Below are 21,275 nucleotides of genomic sequence, written 5' to 3'. Positions count from 1 at the left end.
AAAAAACCAAGAAGCGTTTAAGCTCCAAGAAAGTTAAATACGACCTTGAAGCTTAAAATGAGAGATGGTATCTACAAAAACACCGTGTTAAAGTTACGATTTATACTTATGCAGTAACTCAAGCGGTATATGACAGTAATCATCAGGGTGATTAGTTAAGCGGTCTTGATGCTCAGGATCGCTTGGCACGTAGTTAGTTAGCAGCTCTACCCCTACCACAATTTTATCGGCATCACTTCGCTGGCTTATATAATTGCTAGCGACCTTTAAATGATCTTGGCTTTTGCTATAAATGGCAGTGCGATATTTAGGGCCTACGTCATCCCCTTGTTTGTTAACGCTATACGGATCAATAATCTCAAAAAAGAAGCCAAACAGCTCGTTTAAGCTAACCTCTTTTGTACTAAATATTACTTTTACACACTCAGCATAACCGTCGTATTCGCCTTGTGTATTATCGTTTTTTCCATTAGCCCGCCCTGCTTCAGTACTTATTACACCAGGTAAGTGCTTTAAAAATTCTTGCACGCCCCACAGGCAGCCACCAGCAAAGTAAATAGTATCTTGTTGTTTTATATTCATAATAAATGTGACCAAGTTTGTTAGATGCATTAACTTTGCAAATGATTATCAAATGCAGTTTTTAATGAATTAATGTACAATCGCGCCAAAATCGCAGTTGTTTAATTGAATTATTTTATCACGCCTTAAAAGTGTGTTCTGAATTTAATTGTTACCGTAATTGCATATAAAAAAATGAGACACACAACATGAAATGGTCACCGCACTTTATACTCCCAGCACTGCTATGCAGCGCGAGCAGTTTTGCCTACGGCGAAGCTGTAACTGATAAAACTGAAACATTACCGGCAATCGAAAAAATAACGGTTGAGGCATCGCCCACTGCAAACACATTACCTGTAGGTACATTTGACTCTCCAGTATCTAATTTAGAGTATGACCCACGTGTTGATTTGCAATCACGTAATATGGCTGAAGCGCAAGCCGATGTAACTATACGTGGTGGTATTTTTGAAAATACCGGCTTTAGGGTTGGCAGTGCTACTTTACTTGACCCACAATCTGGCCATTACTTTGCTGAAATTCCTATTGCACCGCAAATGCTTACCGGCCCTTATATTTTAACAGGCGCAGACAATGCGCTTAATGGTGCTAATAGCTCTGTAGGCACTGTATCATTTGGCTGGAAACCAATTAGCACGGGCGGCAGTGTATCGGTAGGTACTGGCACAAACGATTTTAACTTACAAAGCTTACATGCAGGTGTAAGTATGCCCCTTGAAGGCGCAAAGGATTGGAAGCTTGGTTTTGAAGGCGAGATTTCTCACTCACAAAGCGATGGCACAATTGATAACGGCGATCACGACTTTACGCGTGCATCGGGTCGCGTTCAATTAGCTGGCGCTGATTCTCAAACAGATTTGTTTTTTGGCTCACAAGATAAGTTTTTTGGTTGGCCAAATTTGTACACTCCATTTGGCGTTAACGAAACAGAAGAGCTAGAAACCCGCTTATTAATGCTAAACCATAAGCAAAATTATGCGCAGGATAGTAACTTTGAAGTGTCGGCTTATTACCGCACACACAACGATCACTATATTTACTCTCGCGAAAACCCCAGTGCATTTGAAGCATTTCATAAAAGTGAAGTTAAGTCGTTAGGGCTATCAGGTCGCCATGCTCAAAGTGATGTATTTGCTGTAAATTACTCAGCGCAGTTTATTGACGATTCAATTGAATCGACCACGCTTGAAAACAATTTTACCTCGCGTAACTATTATAAAGTGAGTGTATTGCCAGAGTATAAAATGGCACTTGAGGGCAATAAACAACTTACATTTCGCTTAGGTGCTGCGTTTGACGATACAAATAGAGACGACTCTGAACTGTCACTTATTGGTGATATAACGCTTAATACACAAAACAGCAAAGGTTTTGAGCGCACGTTTTATTTATCGTACGCAGAGGCAAGCCAAGTAGCAGGCTATACCGCCATTGGCGGAAGTGATTCAGGCGGGTTATTTAGAAGTAATTACACCCTTGAGCGCGAAACGACTAAAAGCCTAGAGCTAGGTTTATTAGTTGATGAGCAAACTTGGCAACTTAATTCGGCTATTTTTTATCGTAAAGATGACAACTTAACCGATTGGACGTTTAATTTTGACTCAAGCTCTGCGCGATTTGCAAACCCTGTAGATATAAATACAACGGGCATTGAGTTCTTAGCAACTAAACACTTTGAAACAACCGAAATTGTAGCGAGTTACACCTACCTTCATAAATCAGAAAATTACGGTGCGGCAGATATTGATGCTAGTTTTTACGCATTAAACTTTCCTGATCACCGCCTAACACTCGGCGCAGTTTGGAATCCTACTGATATATTGCAGTTTAGAATAGATAACGAGTGGCGCAAACAGCACGAAAATGCGCTGCGCGGTAGTGACGACGATGCTTTATTTACCCATTTAACGTTAAAAATTACGCCGCCAATGCTAAAAAACTTATTTATTACTTTAGCAGCAGATAACTTATTGGGTGAATCGTTTGAAGAGATACCTGGTACACCAGGGCGAGGTGAGCAATATACGTTAAGCGCAACGTATCGTTGGTAGAATTGAGCTATCACATTCAAAGACCTGTTTATTTAAAACAGGTCTTTGAATAAATATTTAGCAAAGAATAAACGACATACTAAATGTTAAGAGCTTTGATTACTCAGCTTATATTGAACCAGAACGACATTGTCTTTTTCTTAGCTCATTATCAATTTGTAAAGGGCGACTAAGCTCATCTGTAAGAACCTGCGAAACAACCGTACCGGTTTCAACTTCTTGTATCCAGATTGATATTTTATCCCCTTCCCTTTTTCTATTTAGCATGTAGCTTTTATCAGAATCTAAATTAACGTTAAAATTAACAAAAGCTTCTTTTTGACTATTTAAAACATCAGGGTTTGAAACACTCGCCTTTACCCATAAATCATGCTCACCACTGATATACTGCTTTGGTTCAGCCCATTGTGTAGGTTTTTTGTTAAAGCACATCAAGTGGACATATTCTAGATCTACTCCCTGCTCTCTTTTAAAGTTTTCGAGTCTAAAGTGGCCTTCTTTAATATCGGTTTTAATGGGTAAGTTTGAACAACCTAATAAAGTCACACCTAATGTAAATGCTGTAAATAAATTTTTCATTTTTCTTTCCTTTTAAAAATTAAGATTGAACGAAATCACCTATAAATGAGATTTATAAAAAGTATCTTACAATTTCCTATATTAGCAACAAAATTAAATATGTCTAATATTTCGCCATTAAATAAATTAACGACTGCTTTTAATAACCTTATGAAGATTTTTATTAATAATATATTGTAAATAGATGTGTATTAAAAACGAGGATTAAGTTAGCTCTTCAAGCTCTGTAATAAGCGCTAGAGCTTGTGCATTTGTTGACCCGCACACATCAAGCGTGGCGCTAAAATCACTACATACTTTAGGTCGGCTTGAATCACCAAATAACTTACATAAATTACGTTCATCTAGCTGAATACAGCGCTCTCCGGCCTTTTTACCGTTTGGCATTCCTGGTATTGGGGAGCTAATACTTGGCGCAATACAGCATGCACCGCAGCCTAATCTGCAAGTCATTGATTCTGTTTTCATAATATCCTCTGTATAAAAAACACTTACTTTTATTCCTTTTTAAGAACGTAATTAGCCACACGCTAAGTTGCAATACACATATGTAATGCTTTGTTACATCTTAAAACGCCTTGTAAACACTTTATTGCGTATTATTGCTCTGTCACCACCAATTATGAAGGAATGCCTTGTGGCTACTACAAAACAAATAATACTCCCAATTGCAGTTTTAGCAGGCGGTATTGCTTTAGCTTTCGCCTTTATGGCCATGAAAAAGCCACCAGAAGAAAAGCCTGAGCAAGACATTCGACCTTTAGTTGCGACCCAAAGCATACTCTTAGATTCTATAACGCTCGATGTTAAATCGTACGGCATAGTAAAACCAAAAGATCGTACCGAATTAATAGCACAAGTAAGTGGGCAAGTTATTTTGGTGTCAGATCAATTTGTTGAAGGCGCGTTTGTAAAGCAAGGCGATATTTTAGCACGAATTGATGCAAATGATTACGAGGCTGACTTTATCGAAGCGCAAGCAGGTTTAGCTCAAGCAAGCTCAGCACTTGAAATAGAACGCGCACAAGCGCATGTAGCGAAAGCAGAATGGGAACGTATTAAATCCGACTCTAGCGATGCTATTGCATCAGAGCTTTATTTACGTAAACCACAACTGGCCGAAAAGCTCGCGCGTTACCGCTCTGCTCAAGCAAGTGTTAAACGTGCAAGCCGCAACCTTGAACGTACTTATATTAAAGCCCCGTACGATGCCATTATTAACGAGCGCACAATTAGCTTAGGTTCAGTAGTAAACCCAGGTAATAGTTTTGGTGCATTGAGTGCAACCTCAGTTGCAGAGGTACGTTTACCCGTTGCCGACCAAGAACTGCAATATTTAAAAAATGGCGGCGTAGGCTCAAATGTTACATTTAACGCAGAATACGCGGGTAAGCAAACAATGTGGCAAGCCAAAGTAATTCGCACCGAAGGTGTGGTTGATCAAACAAGCCGCATGAGCTATTTGGTAGCACAACTGGCAACACCTTACGGCGATAAAACGCGCCCTCTTCGTTTTGGTTCGTACATTAATGCTACCATTGAAGGTCGCCCGCTTGATAACGCAATTATTGTTGCGCACCACTTAGTTAAAGATAATAAAATTGTAATTTTAAATGACGATTTAACATTATCGTTTAAAACTCTCAATATTATACGCGAACAAAACGGCATGATTATAGCCAGCCAAGGGCTAAAAAATGGCGAGCAAATTGTTACCTCAGCGCTTGAGTATCCAACTGAAGGTATGGCAGTAAAAGTTGAAGATATTGCGCCTGATAAAACTGATGTAACTCAACTTGCGCTGAAAGAGGAATAATCATGAACACTCGTGAAACAGGGTTAATAGCATGGTTTGCCCGAAATCCCGTTGCTGCCAACCTACTAATGATATTTATATTAGTGGGCGGTCTTTTAATGGCGATGACCATTCGCAAACAAATGTTCCCACAATTTGAAAGCAACTGGATAAGCGTACAAGCAGTTTATCCTGGGGCTGCCCCGCAAGAGGTTGAAGAAGGAATTACGATTAAAGTTGAAGAAAACCTTGAAGGTCTTGAAGGCATTAAACGCCTAATTACCTACTCTAATCGTGGTTTTTCTCAAGCGTGGATTGAAATAGAAGAGCAATACAATCCACAAGAAGTACTTGATGAAATTAAAGTACAAGTTGATTCAATAAATACCTTTCCTGCAGGAATGGAACGCCCTGTTGTTCGCCGTGATAAGTTTGAGCAAGAGGTAATGATACTCGCGCTTTATGGCGACATGAGTAACTACCAGTTAAAAGAGCTTGGCAACGATATAAAAGATGAGTTACAAGCGCTGCCTCACGTTAACCTGGTTAATTTTAACGGCGGTTTAGAGTACGAAATTGGTATAGAAGTCAGCCCAGATAAACTGCGCGAATATGGCTTAACATTTAGAGATATTGCAGGCGCTGTGCAAAGCTTTTCGGCAAATATGTCGGCGGGGCAAATACGCTCTGAAAACGGTTATATTTCGATGCGTGTAGAAAAACAAGCCTACCGTGGCTTTGAGTTTGAAAGGCTCCCACTTATTACCCTTGCTGATGGCGCACAAATTTACTTAGGCGATGTTGCAACTATTAATGATGGCTTTGAAGAAGGCTTACAGTATTCAAAATACAATGGTAAAAATTCACTCTCGTTTGAAGTTAACGCATCAAAAGATCAAGACATTACCGATGTAGCAAAAGTCCTTAAAAGCTACATGGCCACTAAAGAGCCACTTTTACCTGCAGGCGTTAAGCTCTCCCCTATTGTTGATTTAACCTACTACCTTGAAGGTCGACTCGATATGATGGTCGATAACATGATTTGGGGTGGCTTGTTAGTAATGATAGTGCTGGCACTATTTTTACCGCTACGCTTAGCATTTTGGGTAATGATGGGCTTACCGGTTTCGTTTTTAGGCGCCTTTTTGTTTATGCCTATTGGCTTTTTAGACGTAACTATTAACCTAGCCTCTCTTTTTGCCTTTATACTTGTACTCGGGATTGTTGTTGATGACGCCATAGTTGTGGGCGAGTCAGCCAGCGCCGAAATTGAAAAGTACGGCCACACTCTTGATAATGTTGTACGTGGTGTTAAACGTGTTGCGATGCCAGCAACCTTTGGTGTACTAACGACCATTGCGGCATTTTTACCACAAACAATGGCAACAGGCCCTGGCGCTGCTTTTTCTAAGGCAATTGGTGGCGTTATTATTTTATGTTTGATTTTTTCACTCATAGAATCAAAGCTTATTTTACCTGCGCACATTGCAGCAATGAACCCACGTAAACCAAATCCTAAAAATCTATTACACCGCTTACGTATGGTGATTGATAGTGGCTTAAAAGGCTTTGTGAACAACTACTACCTTCCTTTTGTTGGCCGCTGTATTCACTATCGCTATACCGTAATTGTTGGCTTTATGTGTTTGCTTATTGTAAGCGCAGGTATGTTTGCAGGTGGTTTAGTTAAATTTGTACCAAACCCTAAAATACCGCACGACTTTCCGCGTATTGATATAGAAATGAACCTTGCTTCGTCTGAGCAAGCAACGCTTGAAACCGCACGTAAAATAGAAGGCGTTTTGTTAAAGGTCGATCAACAATTACAAGAGCAATACGGTAAACCGATGATCCGCGATTTATCGGTAAGTCTGCGCGGCAGAACGCAAGCAAACATTATGGCCATTTTAGTAGAGCCTGATTTGCGTCCTATCGACACCTTTGCCCTAAGTGCATTATGGCGCGAACAAATGCCCGCTTTACCTGGCGTTAAGACCATGACCATTCAAGACAGTATAATGAATGGCGGTCGAGATGATGGCGACGTTAGCTTTAAACTTGAAGGCAAAAATGCTGACGAACTAAAAGAAGTGGCAGGTAAATTAAAAGCCAAATTACAAACAATCGAAGGTGTTGGCGACGTAAACGACTCAATGCAAAGCGCCACTGACGAAGTACAACTTGATTTAAAACCACTCGCTTACAGCATGGGTTTAACGCTTGCTGATGTCGCATCGCAAGTAAGCTTTAGTTACTACGGCTTAGAAGCGCAGCGAATATTGCGTGAAGGCGAAGAAATTAAAGTCATGATCCGCTACCCAGAAGACGAACGTAACTCAATAAGTGACATTGCAAGTGTGCGTATTATTACACCTACTGGCGCTGAAGTTCCGCTAAGTGAAGTAGCCGAAGTTAAACTAGTTGACGGTGTAAACCGTATTCGCCGCGAAAACTCTAAACGTACTGTAAACGTATGGGCTGCGGTAAATACCGACCAAGCCGAACCCTTTGCTATTGCAGAAGAAATTCGTGATGAATACTTACCTACACTACTTAAAAGCTACCCTGGGGTTACGAGTGATGTAGCTGGGCGCATTCAAGAAGAGATGGACAGCGCCTCAGAGCAGCTTCGTGATTTTGGTATATCAATGATGATTATATTTGCGTTATTAGCGATTCCACTTCGTTCTTACTCGCAGCCACTTATTATTATGTCGGTTATTCCGTTTGGTGTAGTTGGCGCTATGTTTGGGCATATGATTTTAGGTATGACCATGAGTAGCTTATCGATGTTTGGGATTATTGCTGTAGCGGGTGTGGTTGTAAATGACTCCCTCGTTATGGTTGATTTTGTAAACAAAGCACGCGCCGAAGGTGTCGCAACTAAAGACGCTGTAATGCAAGCCGGTGCACGTCGCTTTAGAGCGATACTACTGACTTCAATCACAACCTTTATTGGGGTAATGCCAATTATTTTTGAAACGAGTTTACAAGCTAAAATAGTTATCCCAATGGCCGTATCACTTGCCTTTGGTGTGTTATTTGCCACAGTAATTACACTGATACTTATACCGTGCCAGTATGTTGCACTAGAAGATGCTAAACGATTAGTACGTAAAATGCGTGGCAAGCCACCACTAGTAGATGCCCAACCAGCGCCTACTAATAGCTAAATTAAGTAACATCCCAACCAAAAAAGCTCGGCATACTATATGCCGAGCTTTTTATTTTAAGCTTAAAAATGATATTCACCTATTTGCCAAGTCTTTATCTTACTGATAGTTTGACTCTATAAATATAACCCTCAAAAGGAATAATGATGGGCACACTTCAACTTATTTTATTTATCGTATTTGCTGTACTAACCACAATTGGCTACAAAAAGAATAACCGCAACTTAATGCTATTAGGCGCCGTTGCAATATCGTTTGCGTTTGTAGGGCTCGACTTTTTAATCGGCGTAGATGAAGGGATATCAGGCATTAATTAATCAATAAAAATTTTAGCTGAAAATTAAAGGGACTTTAATGCGCTTATACATACTGATTATTTCTTTAGTTATTTTTTTAAGTGGTTGCCAGAGCTATATTGCTTATCAAATAACTAAGCCTCCGGGGAAAGTTCTCCCTAAAGAATTTGAGAGCTCTATCGCTTTATCTGGAGCACAAACCCATTACTGTAGCAGCGAAATAGATTGTCTTGATTTTAGGGTTATTTCACCTAAGGATATTGATAATTATCTACTAAGTGGCAATACGTTAACATTAACTTTAATTAGTAGAGGAAGCACTGAAGACGATACTTTTGAATATCAACTCAATGCTGATAACTTACCGAGTAAGTCAAACGATGGGCTTTTAATTATTTTTCCGGGATATGGCGTAAATAGTTTGGTTTATACCATGCAAGCCCGATGGCTTAGCCATATCACTGGAAAGAATGTAATAGTGATGCCTGCAAGTAATCAATACGATGAATTTAAGTATGGCTTAAACTCCCTTGATTTATTAGTAAAATATATAAATGAACACCAATACACCGACATTTCATTGCTTAGTTACTCAATGGGTGCAGTTGCAAGCATCGACCTCACAACCAAACTCAATATTAATAAGCATATACTTTTTGCTCCAATGATTAATTTTGAAGCCGCACTAAGAACAATTGCTAAGTTATCATACCCTGTTTATAGCAAACTGTTAGGTGATGATTATATAAACGAAGTCGCGGCTAAGGTAATTGAAAAAAGTAAAGTACCTCTTAATAAACTCGACATATTAAGTAATCTAAATAAGACCCCTCATGCAAGGCAAACTTACATCTTTTCAAGTAATGCAGACAAAGTGAGTCCATATAATGGGTTGCTTACTCTTAGTAACCCAAAAGTGAGCATTTATGAGGTAAAAGATTTAAATCACCTTGAAATGGTTTCTTTAATATCCGCACAACAAAGGAATGTGCTCCTTGCCTTGCTTGATGGGTAACTTTGGCAACAGTCCTAATAATTGAGAGAAATATTGCTCGTTTTTTATCCCTAATACGTTATGGTATTTAAATAATAAATAGACATAATAAAGTTAAGAAACAGCCATGAATACATCTCCTTCTGATCACATTCCTCAAGAAGCCTTTGATTGGTATGACGAATACGCCCACGGTTTAATGGACCGACGTACTTTTATGAAAAAACTCGGTGGCCTTGCTGCTCTTGGCTTTTCGATGGCTGTACTTACATCAGCATTATTACCTAACTATGCACTTGCTGAACAAGTATCGTTTAATGACGATGATATTAAAGCAACATACGAAGAATTCGATTCGCCAGACGGGCACGGTAAAGGCAAAGGTTACTTAGCAACCCCTAAAAACATAGAAGGTAAGCTCCCTGTTGTACTTGTGGTACACGAAAACCGTGGTTTAAATCCTTACGTAAAAGACGTAGCAAGGCGCTTAGCTAAGGTCGGTTTTATTGCGTTTGCACCCGACGCGCTCTTTCCACTGGGTGGCTACCCTGGTAATGATGATGATGGACGCGCTATGCAAAAAACCATGGATCGCGCTAAAATTCAAAACGATTTTGTTGCCGCAGCGCACTTTTTAAAATCGCATGCTAACAGTAACGGTAAGTTAGGCGCTGTCGGTTTTTGTTTTGGTGGCTACATTGTTAATTACTTAGCGGCAGTAGATAGCAACTTACTCAGTGCCGGCGTACCTTTTTACGGCACTCCTGCCAGCGAAAGTTTACGTAAAAATATTAAAGCACCATTAATGATTCAATTAGGCGAGCTAGATAAACGTGTAAACGCGTCGTGGCCACAGTACGAACAAGACTTAAAAGCTAATAATGTTGAATACACTATGCATATGTACAAAGGGGCAAATCATGGATTTCATAACGACTCTACAGGTCGTTATGATAAAGACAATGCCGAGCTTGCATGGCAACGTACCGTTGAGTTTTTTGATAAAAAGTTAAGCTAAGTTAGCGAATAAAAAATAATGCCACCAGCTCTAAGCCGGTGGCATTATTAAAAATACTTAGTTTTTTATCAACTTTAAATTTTTTTGCTACGCATAACTAATAACGACAACAAAACGAGTAAATAAATACTCAAAGAGCCACCGCTACTAGAGCCATCTTTATTTTCGACTTTTGCAATTTTTTCTTCTTTAACACGTGTTTTAAACCTTGCTAGTTCTGCATCTAAATTAGTACTCATATCACTAACCGCTAGATTAAAACCTTCAGCCGACTTTTCAGATAACGTTTCATCAATACCTATTGCTGTTGTTCTTTTTTCAAGTTTACTTATACCTGGTGCTCTAAATAGCATTTTTCTACTTTTAATATCAAAAACAGCTGTATCCACAAAGGTTTGAATTGTATTTTCATTACCTGGAATAACGTACATACCCACTATTGTCCAATAAAGTAAGGCTGCATTATTTTCATAAGATTGCGTAACTTGATCATATGAAACCAGTGCCATTACATCTACATCGTAAAGCCTCCCGACTTGCTCGAGTGTTGCAAAGCCTTCACCTCCTTTTAAATAGGTACTTGGTATAACTTCAATGCGGTCAATGTAATCATATTGTAGAAATGACTTTTTTACTTTTTCGAGTAACTCAACTTGGTTTTGGGTCTCTAACCCGTCTGGCTGCCAGTTTTTAGACGGTACAAATGCAATTCCAACAGTAACAGGGAGTTTTAAAACAGGTATTTCAGGTTTATAGGTAGAGCGACTTTGTTGATCAGGATATAAGAAATCCATTAAGCTACTAGATTGCGTATTTTTACCTGTATTGTTGCTCACAAACGAACTACAAGAAGCCAGTAAGGTCGCCATAAAAATGATTATATATTTATTAAATCTCACATTTATTCCTTTTTATTTTTAATTTAATTCAGTTACGTGCCAAAGCTCACCCGATGGTCCCCATAAGTAAATAACGCTACCCCAAGGTTCTTTTTTTATACCCTCAAAGCGGATATCAAAACCGTTTAGGTTACTAATGAGTTCGTATGCTTCATCTATATTTAACACACAAAGTTGCAGCATTAAGTTTTCAGCAAACGTTTTATTATAATAACGCTGTAAAAAGAACGTACATTCGCCAAAGGCACACACACATAAATCATTTGAGGCATCTTCAATCTTAAATCCAAGCGCTTTATAAAAGCGCTGAGATTGTCCATAATTTTTACAGGGAATAAAAATTCTAATATCATCAACTTGCATAACTCTTCCTTAATTAGCTCAGTACGCTTTTATTAATAATTCCTTTATTTACCAACTGTTGCAAAATAGCTTGGGATTTTGCTCTGCATGCATCACGTAGTAAACGCACCGCTGGGGTTATTGACTGCCTACTTGGGCAAATAAGCCAAAGTTCACCATTAACATGTTGATAATTTGGCATAACAGTAACTACCCTGTCATTAAGTAAATCGTCAGCTATATCAAGTGCCGACTTTACAGCTAAGCCCTTACCCGCAACGCACCAGCGCCTGACTAAATCGCCATCGTTTGAGGCGCGCCTGCCATCCATTTTAACTTTATATTTTGACTCACCATCACTGAATTCCCACGTATTATTTATAATATCCTGCAACTGATAAAACAAACCTTGATGCGACGCTAAATCATCGGGATGCACAGGGCTTCCATTTTGTAGCAGGTATTCTTCGCTAGCACACAACAAGCGCGGTACGTTACAAATTTTAAAACCATAAACGCTTGCATCATTAGGCGAGCCATAACGAAGCGCTATATCAACTGAGTCACGGTAAAAGTCGATATTGCTATCACTTATATGGGTTCTTAAACTTAGCTTTGGATAAGTGTCCATGAGTTCATCAATCCATGGGATCACCAAGTTACGCCCTAAGTCAGATGAAAGTGCAACACGCAATTCGCCTTCTATTTCGTCGTGTTCACCTTTAAGGTTTTGCTTTGCGAGCTCAAGCACTGCCAAAGCCTGTTCACATTGTGGTATGTAGCGCTCCCCAGCAGCCGACAACCTTAAATGACGTGTGGTACGAACAAACAGCTCGCTACCAAGCGCTGACTCCACGCGTTTAATAGCGGCGCTTGCTGTGGCTGTACGCATATCTAACTTAGCCGCTGCGAGCGTAATACTTCTAAACTCAGCGACTTTTAAAATAAGTTTTAAATCTTCTATGTTCATATTATCTATTTATATTTGATAATGATTCAACGATTATGCGGTTTATCTACATTAAAGCAAGGTCTACTATATATCCATCAGCTAGCCAAAGCATGGCTTGCACCTTATACGTAAACAAATTAGGACATTTATTATGAAAGCCATTGGTTATAAAAAATCTCTTCCTGTTTCTAATCCTGAATCGTTAATTGATGTTGAATTACCACAGCCAGTTGCAACAGGTCGCGACTTATTAATTAAAGTTAAAGCAATTGCAGTTAACCCAGCAGATTACAAAGTGCGTGCATCTATGCCCCCTGCTGATGGTGAAGTAAAAGTTATTGGTTGGGATGCAGTTGGTGAAGTTGTTGCAATCGGCGATGCTGTAACGGCATTTAAACTCGGTGATGCGGTTTATTACGCAGGTGACATTACTCGCCCAGGTAGTAATGCAGAATTTCAATTAGTGGATGAGCGCATTGTAGGATTTAAACCGCAGAGCTTAAACGATGCTGAAGCGGCTGCATTACCCCTTACTGCAATAACAGCGTACGAATTATTATTTGAGCATTTAAACATTGTAAAACAAGCTGCTGATGCAACAACAAAATCAGAAGAGGTTATTTTAGTAACAGGTGCCGCAGGCGGCGTTGGCTCTATTTTTATTCAACTTGCTAAAGCGATTACTGGCGCAACGGTGATTGCCACTGCATCGCGCGAAAGCTCTCAAGCATGGGTTAAAAAACTAGGCGCAGATTATGTCGTTGACCATACAAAACCATTACCTGCTCAAATTGACGCATTAAACATTGGCTCGGTAACACATGTAGCAAGCCTGCACAGTACTGATACTTACTTTGAAGCGTATACAGAGGTACTTGCACCATTTGGTAAAATTGCAATGATTGACGATCCTGAGTCATTAGATGTTAGCAAATTAAAAATGAAGAGTTTATCTCTACATTGGGAATTTATGTTTGCCCGCTCAATGTTTAATGCCAAAGATTTAATTGAGCAAAGTAAGTTATTAAATCATGTTGCCGATTTGATTGACCAAGGCTACATTCAAACCACGATTGGTAAAAACTTAGGCACTATAAATGCGGCTAACCTGCGTATTGCACACACAGAACTTGAAGAAGGTCGCTCTATTGGCAAAATAGTGTTGGAAGGTTTTTAATTCTATAAATATTACACGCCTTATTTATACCTGAATTGATTAAAGGCGCCAATGCAATTGGCGTCTCCAGCCAATATTTCGGGGTGGCTTTTGCTGTATTTATATTTATTAAAGAAACTATTACCTAATAATATTTGATAATGATTCAACCATATACCTGTTTATCATATTGTAATAATCCTCTACTATCCGCACATAGCTATATTGATAAGCCTTACGTTACGTAGATATATCGATTGTATTAAGTAAGTAGAGTGATTTAAAAGCACGATATTATTTTTGTAATAAATTTTTAAAAGGGTTTGTTTTTACTAAAACTGACTCAACATAGTAAATACTGGTAAAACACCTACTCAATGGAAAAACTAATGACTCACCCTATTATTAATGACTTAGAAAAGCGCTACACAGCAAAACGTTATGATGCAACGAAACGTGTATCTCAAGACGATTTAGCCGTTATTTACGAAGCTATGCGCCTGTCTCCTTCATCTATTAACTCGCAGCCTTGGAAATTCATCGTAATTGAATCAGATGAGGCTAAAGAGCGTATGCATAGTACATTTGCTAATAAATTTGCGTTTAACCAGCCACACATTAAAACAGCTTCGCATATAATATTATTTGCTCACAACCCTAAATATACCCGCGATGATTACGCACAAGTAATTGATGCAGATATTAAAAATGGTCGTACTAAAGCAGAAAATCGCGAACAAGCTTTTGGTGCTTACGCGTTTGTTGATATGAATACTGATGAGCAAGGCGGTAATGAAGAGTGGACTAAAGCACAAACTTACATTGCACTGGGTAACACTATGCATGCAGCTGCACGCTTAGGTGTTGACTCTACTCCAATGGAAGGCGTAGATGCCGAGCTGATTGGCGAAGTTTTTGAAAAAGAACTTGATGGTTACGTATGCGACGTGGCATTAGTACTTGGCTATCACGATAGCGCTGAGGATTATAATGCTAAATTACCTAAATCTCGCTTAGCAAAAGAGCAAGTTATTCAGGTTTTATAAGTAATACGTTATAAACTTAAATGATAACAATATTAAAAAACCACTTATTTAAATAAGTGGTTTTTTGCTTTAAAGCAGTTTAACTTACTTGAAGCTGCGCAGCCTGAATGTATTGCACTAAATCCTCAATAGAAACCACACTCATATTATGTTTATTAGCATAATCACTCACCTCAGGTAAGCGCGCCATTGAACCATCTGGATTTGTTAGTTCGCATATTACGCCAAATGGTTTTAAGCCGGCAAGTTGCATTAAATCAACGGATGCTTCGGTATGACCACGACGAACTAATACTCCACCCGTTTGTGCTTTTAAACCAAATACATGCCCTGGGCGCGATAAATCACTTGGTTTGGCGTTATCGTCTGTCGCTGCTTTTATAGTAGTTACTCTATCAGCAGCAGACACGCCTGTTGTAACGCCATGCTTAGCTTCAATAGTGACTGTATAAGCGGTGTTATTTTGACTTGTGTTGTGGGTTACCATTTGCGGTAAGTCGAGCTGTTTAATGCGCTCCTCCCCCATACACAAGCAAACAATACCGCTGCCTTCGCGGATCATTTCGGCCATTTGAGAAGTCGTTAAATGCTCAGCTGAAAATACAAAGTCGCCTTCATTTTCACGGTTTTCATCATCAACAACAAGTACGCCTTGCCCTTGCTGTAGTGCAGCAATTGCGCTTTGTACGCGGATATGGCTTTCGCCGAATTGAGTAAGTAGAGACTGAATCATCATTATATTCCAAATAAAAAAATAATAGATTCAGGACTGTGAAAGGATCAGTAATATATCGCTTTAAATTTAAAACGATCACTACCAAAATAGCTTAAATAAAATAACAAAAAGCACGCAGCAAAAAGCAGCGCACACTGTTATACCAACGGCATTAAATTAGTAACCTATTATAGCGCTAAAAAATAGCTCACTTAACGCGATACAATGATCGTGTCTTTAATAAAATTGGTATTAGTATAATAAGCCATATTCTCTTTCATCCGGACTGTAACCGTCGGCTCTGGCATCTCACCAGATCTGCTTGACCTTTACTTAACCTAGGTTAAATAAAGCGCTCGCGGGCTCGTCTAAGTTATAAATAACATTAGACATACCGCCGGTGGGGAATTTCGCCCCGCCCTGAGAATGTACTTTTATAACTAAAGCGCTATAAAAGCGGGCTTATTATACCCTTTAACTTAATTACTTATCAAAGGTAAGTGAATAAACTTCTAACAAAGCTCGGTATTTAATGAGGCTTTGACTACTTTACCTTCATTTATGTCAGCGGTGATTGTACAAGTAGCGCCGTTTACTAAATTTAAGTTAGGTGGAGCATGACCAATATCGGCATCAATAATCACAGGAAATAAACACCCACCTAGTGCAACATCAAGCGCGTGACGGTAATCAAAAGAAGCATCTTGACCTTGAGTGATCACGCTGCGACCAATAATAATACCGTTTATATCGTCAAATATACCTGCTAATTTTAATGAAAGTAAAAACCGTGCAACGGTTGTTGGCGTCAGCTCTGAGTTTTCTAGGTATAAAATAAGCCCTTCGGGTGCACTGTGTTTTTTAAATTCATGTAGTGCCAAAAATGGAGAGTCGAGTAATAAGCCGACTGTATCTAAACAGCCACCAAATAAGCGACCCGACATTTCAATAGTGCGTGCATCAAAGTAATTTAAACACTGCCACTGAGTAACTTCTGTGTGTTCAAACAATGCATTTGGGTTTTGTACGTAATCAGGTCTATTTTTTTGATAATGCGATGACGGGGCTTGCTCAAATTTGCTACCTGCTTCATAACTTAGTGTTTCAAATATTTGCAGGCAATAAGGACTTTTTTCGTCAGGATGTAACTGCATAAGGTTAGCGCTGTGAAGTGTTGCCCATTGGCACTTAGCGGTGAGTGCACATGCAATCGTGCTCACATCAGAAAACCCAACTAGCCATTTAGGTTTGGCTTGTTTAATCGCGTTAAAATCAAGTAGTGGCAATACCTCCATTGCCAGCTCACCACCCATTGGCGGCATAATGGCATCTATTTCATCATCTAGTAATAAACCCATTAGTTGCTCGGCATGGGCTTTAGCATTAAGCTCATTACGTGGTCTGTTTTGGCGTAAAAACTCCCCCTCTACAACCTCATAGCCACGGTGCTTTAATCCCTCTATCACAATATCTAATCGCCCGTGGTATTTTTCTTTTAGGCCTGATGACAGCGAGCAAATTGCAATTTTAGAGCCTACTTTTAAAGGCGCTGGGTAAAGAATATTAGCCATGGGTGTTCCTTTTTAATAAAGTGATTATGTACCTATATCAACACGTACACTCTTTATACAATATGAATGTATAAATGAGCTAATGCTTTGAGGTCAGCAAAATAATAATACCAATTCCATTAAGTATGTGATCTGAATTTTACGCCGAAAAAACAATTCAGTTCTAGGCGTAAATTGATGTAAATGGTTGTTCCCTTTACGAAATTAACAACAAATAAATGGGTTATTTTAGCAAGTAAAATAGATCAGCTATTTATTGGAATTGGTATAAGTTTTAATATTAAATTTCAGGCATAAAAAAACCGATGTAATTACATCGGTTTTTATTTAAAACGTTAAAGTGAGTTATACGTTAAAGATACTCAACTTCAATGATTTCGAACTCAACAATACCTTTTGGTGTTTGAATAGACACTGAGTCGTCCATTTGTTTACCAATTAAGCCACGCGCTATAGGTGAGTTAACAGATATTAAGTTATTTTTAATATTTGCTTCATCATCGCCTACAATACGGTATTTTACTTCAGCATCGGTTTCTACATTTACAATAGTCACCGTTGTACCAAAAATAACTCTACCGGTATTTGGCATTTTAGTTACGTCGATAATTTGAACATTTGAAAGCTTAGCTTCAATTTCTTGAATACGACCTTCGCAAAAACCCTGTTGCTCACGTGCAGCATGATACTCAGCGTTTTCTTTTAAGTCACCATGTTCACGTGCAACCGCAATATCACTTACGATTTTAGGACGGGTAACTGTTTTTAATTCGTTAAGCTCTTTACGCAGTAAATCTGCGCCACGAACTGTCATCGGAATTGATTGCATACTTTTCTCACTTAACACCAAGGCCCTAGTTGGCCTTGGCACATTTCCTTAGTTCAATCGCAGGTGTAGCTCTTGAACTGACGTCACTTTACTGCGGTCATCTGCTTTGTTAGCAGTACAGTTAGCGAATGCCGCGTTCAAGGTTGTCGTATAGTTGGTTTTATTTTGCAATGCACCACGACGTAACACCTTCGAATCTTCGATCGCTTGGCGACCTTCGGTGGTATTAACAATATAGCTGTACTCTTTATTCTTAATATAATCAAGAATATGCGGGCGGCCTTCATATACTTTGTTTACACGTCGTACTTCAATGCCAGCTTCTTCAAGAGCTTCTGCCGTGCCACCAGTTGCGTCAAGTTCAAAACCTAAGTCGGTCATGATTTTGGCTAATTCAACAATACGTGGCTTATCGCTATTACGAACAGATAATAACGCGCGACCACCGCGTGGTAAAGTATTGCTTGCACCTAATTGTGCTTTTGCGAATGCTTCGGCGAAAGTATCGCCAACACCCATCACTTCACCTGTTGAACGCATCTCAGGACCACGGATTGGATCCACACCTTGAAACTTAGCAAACGGCAGTACAACTTCTTTAACGCTGTAGTAAGGAGGAATCACTTCTTTAGTAATACCTTGGCTTGCTAAAGACTGACCAGCCATACAACGTGCAGCTACTTTTGCAAGCGCTACACCCGTAGCTTTTGATACAAACGGTACAGTACGTGCAGCACGAGGGTTGACTTCGATTAAGTACACTTTGTCTTCTTTTACTGCAAACTGTGTATTCATCAAGCCAACAACACCAAGTTCAAGCGCCATGTCGGTTACTTGCTTGCGCATTACGTCTTGCACTTCTTGTGATAAAGAATGTGCTGGTAATGAACAGGCTGAGTCACCCGAGTGAACACCCGCTTGCTCAATGTGCTCCATGATACCGCCGATGATTACTTGCTCGCCGTCACAAATTGCGTCAACGTCAACTTCAATCGCGTTATCTAAGAAACGGTCCAGTAATACAGGTGCTTCGTTTGATGCTTGTACAGCTTCGGTCATGTAGCGACGTAAATCATCTTCGTCGTATACAATTTCCATTGCACGACCACCTAGTACGTACGACGGGCGAACAACGAGTGGGAAGCCAATTTCAACTGACTTAAGTAAGGCTTCTTCAGTTGAAGTTACTGTTGCGTTTTCTGGCTGAAGTAAGTTTAAACGCTCAACAAGTTGTTGGAAACGTTCGCGGTCTTCTGCACGGTCAATCGCATCTGGTGAAGTACCAATGACTGGCACACCATTAGCTTCAAGCTCACGCGCTAGCTTAAGTGGTGTTTGACCACCGTATTGTACGATAACGCCTTTTGGCTTTTCAACACGTACGATTTCGAGTACGTCTTCAAGCGTAATTGGTTCAAAGTATAAACGATCCGAAGTATCATAATCGGTAGATACCGTTTCAGGGTTACAGTTAACCATGATGGTTTCATAGCCGTCTTCACGAAGCGCAAGCGAGGCATGTACACAACAGTAATCAAACTCAATACCTTGACCGATACGGTTTGGACCACCACCAATAACCATGATTTTATCACGATCAGTTGGGTTAGCTTCACACTCTTCATCGTAAGTTGAGTACATGTAAGCTGTGTCTGAGCTAAATTCTGCAGCACACGTATCAACACGTTTGTATACTGGCACTATGTTTAATAAATGACGCTTTTTACGAATTTCAGCTTCAGATACACCTGCAATTTCTGCTATACGCGGATCTGCAAAGCCTTTGCGTTTAAGTTTACGTAGGAAGTCAGCATTTAAACCCGCCATGCCTACTTTCGCTATTTTTGCTTCGTCTTTTAAAATGTCTTCTATTTGAACTAAGAACCAACGGTTTACTTTAGTCAGCTCGTAAACATCATCAACGCTCATGCCATGGCGCATTGCATCGGCAATGTACCAAATACGCTCAGCGCCTGGCTCGCGTAGTTCGCGGATGATTTTTTCTTTTGCTTTAGGGTCATCAAGTGCCACTATTGGGTTAAAACCTGTAGCGCCTACTTCAAGACCCCGTAATGCTTTGTGTAGTGACTCTTGTTGATTACGACCAATTGCCATTACTTCGCCAACTGATTTCATTTGCGTAGTTAAACGGTCGTTTGCACCGGCAAATTTTTCAAAGTTAAAGCGAGGAATTTTTGTAACAACGTAATCGATTGAAGGCTCAAAAGACGCAGGTGTTTTGCCACCAGTAATGTCGTTTTGAAGTTCATCAAGCGTGTAACCTACAGCTAATTTTGCAGCAATTTTAGCAATTGGGAAACCCGTTGCTTTTGATGCTAGTGCAGATGAACGTGATACACGTGGGTTCATCTCAATGATAACCATACGGCCATCTTCAGGATTAATACCAAACTGTACGTTCGAGCCGCCAGTTTCTACACCAATTTCACGTAATACTGCCATAGAGGCGTTACGCATAATTTGGTATTCTTTGTCGGTTAGCGTTTGCGCTGGTGCAACGGTGATTGAATCGCCAGTGTGAACACCCATAGGGTCAAAGTTTTCAATGGTACAAACAATAATACAGTTGTCGTTTTTATCACGTACAACTTCTGTTTCGTACTCTTTCCAACCAATTAGTGATTCATCAATCAATAATTCGCTAGTAGGCGATAAATCTAAGCCGCGTTCACAAATTTCTTCAAACTCTTCTAAGTTATACGCCACACCGCCGCCGGTGCCGCCCATAGTAAAAGAAGGCCTGATAATACATGGCAAACCAATGCGCGTTATGATGTCTTTGGCTTCATCCATAGAATGAGCAATCTCAGCACGTGGACATTCAAGACCAATATTTTTCATTGCTACGTCAAAGCGTTCGCGGTTTTCTGCTTTGTCGATTGCATCAGCCGTTGCACCAATAAGTTCAACGCCGTGCTTAGCCAATACACCGTGCTTGTCTAGTTCAAGTGCACAGTTTAATGCTGTTTGACCACCCATTGTAGGCAGTATTGCATCAGGCTTTTCTTTTTCAATGATTTTTTCTACCACTTCCCAATGAATGGGTTCGATGTATGTTGCATCGGCCATATCAGGGTCTGTCATGATAGTTGCAGGGTTTGAGTTAACTAATATAACTCTGTAGCCTTCTTCTCTAAGTGCTTTACACGCTTGAGCACCAGAGTAGTCAAATTCACACGCTTGACCAATTACAATTGGGCCTGCGCCTAAGATAAGAATGCTTTTTATGTCGGTACGTTTTGGCATTATTACT

The 21,275-nt window shown here is 39.7% G+C and carries 18 protein-coding genes and 1 riboswitch; of the genes, 8 read left to right on the top strand and 10 right to left on the bottom strand.

Annotated elements, in window-relative coordinates; translation table 11 throughout:
• Window positions 1–93: 93 nt before the first annotated feature.
• A complete protein-coding gene (locus I6F66_RS03645) occupies window positions 94–582 on the bottom strand; it encodes a peptide-methionine (S)-S-oxide reductase (protein WP_024607556.1) in 489 nt (162 codons plus the stop codon).
• Between the two features lie 188 nt (window positions 583–770).
• Here I6F66_RS03645 and I6F66_RS03640 point away from each other — a divergent pair, with 188 nt between their 5' ends.
• Window positions 771–2,636 (top strand): TonB-dependent siderophore receptor, encoded by a 1,866-nt coding sequence (locus I6F66_RS03640; RefSeq protein WP_197118856.1) that lies wholly within the window; start codon window positions 771–773, stop codon window positions 2,634–2,636.
• A gap of 108 nt (window positions 2,637–2,744) precedes the next feature.
• Here I6F66_RS03640 and I6F66_RS03635 read toward each other — a convergent pair whose 3' ends face one another.
• Together I6F66_RS03635 and I6F66_RS03630 are read right to left on the bottom strand one after the other, a co-directional pair.
• Window positions 2,745–3,215 (bottom strand): hypothetical protein, encoded by a 471-nt coding sequence (locus tag I6F66_RS03635; RefSeq protein ID WP_197208784.1) that lies wholly within the window; start codon window positions 3,213–3,215, stop codon window positions 2,745–2,747.
• 204 nt (window positions 3,216–3,419) lie between these two features.
• Entirely contained in the window at window positions 3,420–3,683 is a 264-nt protein-coding gene (locus tag I6F66_RS03630; RefSeq protein WP_165741452.1) for a YkgJ family cysteine cluster protein, read from the bottom strand.
• 169 nt (window positions 3,684–3,852) lie between these two features.
• Here I6F66_RS03630 and I6F66_RS03625 point away from each other — a divergent pair, with 169 nt between their 5' ends.
• The 5 genes from I6F66_RS03625 (at window position 3,853) to I6F66_RS03605 (ending at window position 10,491) form a co-directional block, all read left to right on the top strand.
• Window positions 3,853–5,031 carry an efflux RND transporter periplasmic adaptor subunit gene (locus tag I6F66_RS03625; protein ID WP_197118857.1) on the top strand — a complete coding sequence of 393 codons (1,179 nt, stop codon included), beginning with the start codon at window positions 3,853–3,855 and terminating at the stop codon, window positions 5,029–5,031.
• A 2-nt stretch (window positions 5,032–5,033) separates the two neighbouring features.
• The gene (locus I6F66_RS03620) at window positions 5,034–8,183 is read left to right on the top strand and encodes an efflux RND transporter permease subunit (protein WP_197118858.1); all 3,150 of its coding nucleotides are present in this window, start codon (window positions 5,034–5,036) and stop codon (window positions 8,181–8,183) included.
• Between the two features lie 146 nt (window positions 8,184–8,329).
• Entirely contained in the window at window positions 8,330–8,500 is a 171-nt protein-coding gene (locus I6F66_RS03615) for a hypothetical protein (RefSeq protein ID WP_165722537.1), read from the top strand.
• A 37-nt stretch (window positions 8,501–8,537) separates the two neighbouring features.
• Window positions 8,538–9,494 carry an alpha/beta hydrolase gene (locus tag I6F66_RS03610; RefSeq protein ID WP_165742109.1) on the top strand — a complete coding sequence of 319 codons (957 nt, stop codon included), beginning with the start codon at window positions 8,538–8,540 and terminating at the stop codon, window positions 9,492–9,494.
• A gap of 106 nt (window positions 9,495–9,600) precedes the next feature.
• Entirely contained in the window at window positions 9,601–10,491 is an 891-nt protein-coding gene (locus I6F66_RS03605) for a dienelactone hydrolase family protein (RefSeq protein ID WP_165742107.1), read from the top strand.
• 74 nt (window positions 10,492–10,565) lie between these two features.
• Here I6F66_RS03605 and rhlP read toward each other — a convergent pair whose 3' ends face one another.
• From rhlP to I6F66_RS03590, 3 genes are read right to left on the bottom strand one after another with little or no spacing between them, the layout of a single operon-like run.
• Window positions 10,566–11,360, bottom strand: coding sequence for a rhombotarget lipoprotein (rhlP, locus tag I6F66_RS03600; RefSeq protein ID WP_050582150.1), 795 nt, complete (start codon window positions 11,358–11,360; stop codon window positions 10,566–10,568).
• A 48-nt stretch (window positions 11,361–11,408) separates the two neighbouring features.
• Window positions 11,409–11,753 carry a lactoylglutathione lyase gene (locus I6F66_RS03595; RefSeq protein ID WP_165741012.1) on the bottom strand — a complete coding sequence of 115 codons (345 nt, stop codon included), beginning with the start codon at window positions 11,751–11,753 and terminating at the stop codon, window positions 11,409–11,411.
• 13 nt (window positions 11,754–11,766) lie between these two features.
• Window positions 11,767–12,702 (bottom strand): LysR family transcriptional regulator, encoded by a 936-nt coding sequence (locus I6F66_RS03590; RefSeq protein ID WP_165741011.1) that lies wholly within the window; start codon window positions 12,700–12,702, stop codon window positions 11,767–11,769.
• A 133-nt stretch (window positions 12,703–12,835) separates the two neighbouring features.
• Here I6F66_RS03590 and I6F66_RS03585 point away from each other — a divergent pair, with 133 nt between their 5' ends.
• Both I6F66_RS03585 and I6F66_RS03580 read left to right on the top strand, forming a co-directional pair.
• Window positions 12,836–13,861, top strand: coding sequence for a zinc-binding alcohol dehydrogenase family protein (locus I6F66_RS03585; RefSeq protein ID WP_197208783.1), 1,026 nt, complete (start codon window positions 12,836–12,838; stop codon window positions 13,859–13,861).
• 368 nt (window positions 13,862–14,229) lie between these two features.
• The gene (locus I6F66_RS03580) at window positions 14,230–14,886 is read left to right on the top strand and encodes a nitroreductase family protein (RefSeq protein WP_165741009.1); all 657 of its coding nucleotides are present in this window, start codon (window positions 14,230–14,232) and stop codon (window positions 14,884–14,886) included.
• A gap of 79 nt (window positions 14,887–14,965) precedes the next feature.
• On the opposite strand, the gene ribB is transcribed toward I6F66_RS03580, so the two are convergent.
• The 4 genes from ribB to carB all read right to left on the bottom strand — a co-directional run bounded on the left by ribB (window position 14,966) and on the right by carB (window position 21,268).
• Window positions 14,966–15,619 (bottom strand): 3,4-dihydroxy-2-butanone-4-phosphate synthase, encoded by a 654-nt coding sequence (gene ribB / locus I6F66_RS03575; RefSeq protein WP_165741013.1) that lies wholly within the window; start codon window positions 15,617–15,619, stop codon window positions 14,966–14,968.
• Between the two features lie 247 nt (window positions 15,620–15,866).
• Window positions 15,867–16,033: riboswitch (FMN riboswitch) on the bottom strand.
• A gap of 80 nt (window positions 16,034–16,113) precedes the next feature.
• Entirely contained in the window at window positions 16,114–17,172 is a 1,059-nt protein-coding gene (locus tag I6F66_RS03570; RefSeq protein WP_165741008.1) for a S66 peptidase family protein, read from the bottom strand.
• Between the two features lie 352 nt (window positions 17,173–17,524).
• Entirely contained in the window at window positions 17,525–18,001 is a 477-nt protein-coding gene (gene greA / locus I6F66_RS03565; RefSeq protein WP_165741007.1) for a transcription elongation factor GreA, read from the bottom strand.
• A 48-nt stretch (window positions 18,002–18,049) separates the two neighbouring features.
• Window positions 18,050–21,268 carry a carbamoyl-phosphate synthase large subunit gene (gene carB, locus I6F66_RS03560; RefSeq protein ID WP_197118863.1) on the bottom strand — a complete coding sequence of 1,073 codons (3,219 nt, stop codon included), beginning with the start codon at window positions 21,266–21,268 and terminating at the stop codon, window positions 18,050–18,052.
• Window positions 21,269–21,275 lie beyond the last annotated feature (7 nt).

It is taken from the genome of Pseudoalteromonas sp. NZS100_1, assembly GCF_015864285.1.
Classification (GTDB): Bacteria; Pseudomonadota; Gammaproteobacteria; order Enterobacterales; family Alteromonadaceae; genus Pseudoalteromonas; species Pseudoalteromonas arctica.
The sequence above is the reverse complement of the archived record's forward strand: the minus strand, read 5'-3'. Positions and strand labels throughout refer to the sequence as shown.

What these genes read in the sequence shown, in the direction of transcription:
- I6F66_RS03645 (WP_024607556.1), bottom strand. Translation starts at nt 582, where the DNA reads ATGAATATAAAACAACAAGATACTATTTACTTTGCTGGTGGCTGCCTG.
- I6F66_RS03640 (WP_197118856.1), top strand. Translation starts at nt 771, where the DNA reads ATGAAATGGTCACCGCACTTTATACTCCCAGCACTGCTATGCAGCGCG.
- I6F66_RS03635 (WP_197208784.1), bottom strand. Translation starts at nt 3,215, where the DNA reads ATGAAAAATTTATTTACAGCATTTACATTAGGTGTGACTTTATTAGGT.
- I6F66_RS03630 (WP_165741452.1), bottom strand. Translation starts at nt 3,683, where the DNA reads ATGAAAACAGAATCAATGACTTGCAGATTAGGCTGCGGTGCATGCTGT.
- I6F66_RS03620 (WP_197118858.1), top strand. Translation starts at nt 5,034, where the DNA reads ATGAACACTCGTGAAACAGGGTTAATAGCATGGTTTGCCCGAAATCCC.
- I6F66_RS03615 (WP_165722537.1), top strand. Translation starts at nt 8,330, where the DNA reads ATGGGCACACTTCAACTTATTTTATTTATCGTATTTGCTGTACTAACC.
- I6F66_RS03610 (WP_165742109.1), top strand. Translation starts at nt 8,538, where the DNA reads ATGCGCTTATACATACTGATTATTTCTTTAGTTATTTTTTTAAGTGGT.
- I6F66_RS03605 (WP_165742107.1), top strand. Translation starts at nt 9,601, where the DNA reads ATGAATACATCTCCTTCTGATCACATTCCTCAAGAAGCCTTTGATTGG.
- rhlP (WP_050582150.1), bottom strand. Translation starts at nt 11,360, where the DNA reads ATGGCGACCTTACTGGCTTCTTGTAGTTCGTTTGTGAGCAACAATACA.
- I6F66_RS03595 (WP_165741012.1), bottom strand. Translation starts at nt 11,753, where the DNA reads ATGCAAGTTGATGATATTAGAATTTTTATTCCCTGTAAAAATTATGGA.
- I6F66_RS03590 (WP_165741011.1), bottom strand. Translation starts at nt 12,702, where the DNA reads ATGAACATAGAAGATTTAAAACTTATTTTAAAAGTCGCTGAGTTTAGA.
- I6F66_RS03585 (WP_197208783.1), top strand. Translation starts at nt 12,836, where the DNA reads ATGAAAGCCATTGGTTATAAAAAATCTCTTCCTGTTTCTAATCCTGAA.
- I6F66_RS03580 (WP_165741009.1), top strand. Translation starts at nt 14,230, where the DNA reads ATGACTCACCCTATTATTAATGACTTAGAAAAGCGCTACACAGCAAAA.
- ribB (WP_165741013.1), bottom strand. Translation starts at nt 15,619, where the DNA reads ATGATTCAGTCTCTACTTACTCAATTCGGCGAAAGCCATATCCGCGTA.
- I6F66_RS03570 (WP_165741008.1), bottom strand. Translation starts at nt 17,172, where the DNA reads ATGGCTAATATTCTTTACCCAGCGCCTTTAAAAGTAGGCTCTAAAATT.
- greA (WP_165741007.1), bottom strand. Translation starts at nt 18,001, where the DNA reads ATGCAATCAATTCCGATGACAGTTCGTGGCGCAGATTTACTGCGTAAA.
- carB (WP_197118863.1), bottom strand. Translation starts at nt 21,268, where the DNA reads ATGCCAAAACGTACCGACATAAAAAGCATTCTTATCTTAGGCGCAGGC.